At 67.3% G+C, this 226-nt stretch carries 1 protein-coding gene; it reads left to right on the forward strand.

Annotation, left to right across the window (positions count from 1 at the left end; genetic code table 11):
* Positions 1-226 (forward strand): hypothetical protein (locus HFE01_RS26855; protein WP_167438890.1); only part of this gene is annotated, 226 nt, incomplete at both ends.

The raw sequence follows: 226 nt of genomic DNA on the forward strand, positions 1-226 counted from the left end.
GCTTGACAGCGGCGGATCTGAAGCGGGCGATTGCCAGCGAGCTGCCGGGGTACATGATCCCGTCGTACTTCGTGGAGCTGGAGCGCCTGCCTCTGACGCCGAACGGAAAGATCGACCGGAAGGCGCTGCCGGCGCCGGAAGGGGGGGCAGGAGGCCGCGAATACGTGGCGCCGCGCACCGAACTGGAGGCGAAGCTGGCCGCCATTTGGCAGGATGTGCTTGTTCG

This window comes from Paenibacillus sp. EKM10P (genome assembly GCF_011800655.1).
In the GTDB taxonomy this organism is placed as follows: Bacteria; Bacillota; Bacilli; order Paenibacillales; family Paenibacillaceae; genus Paenibacillus; species Paenibacillus polymyxa.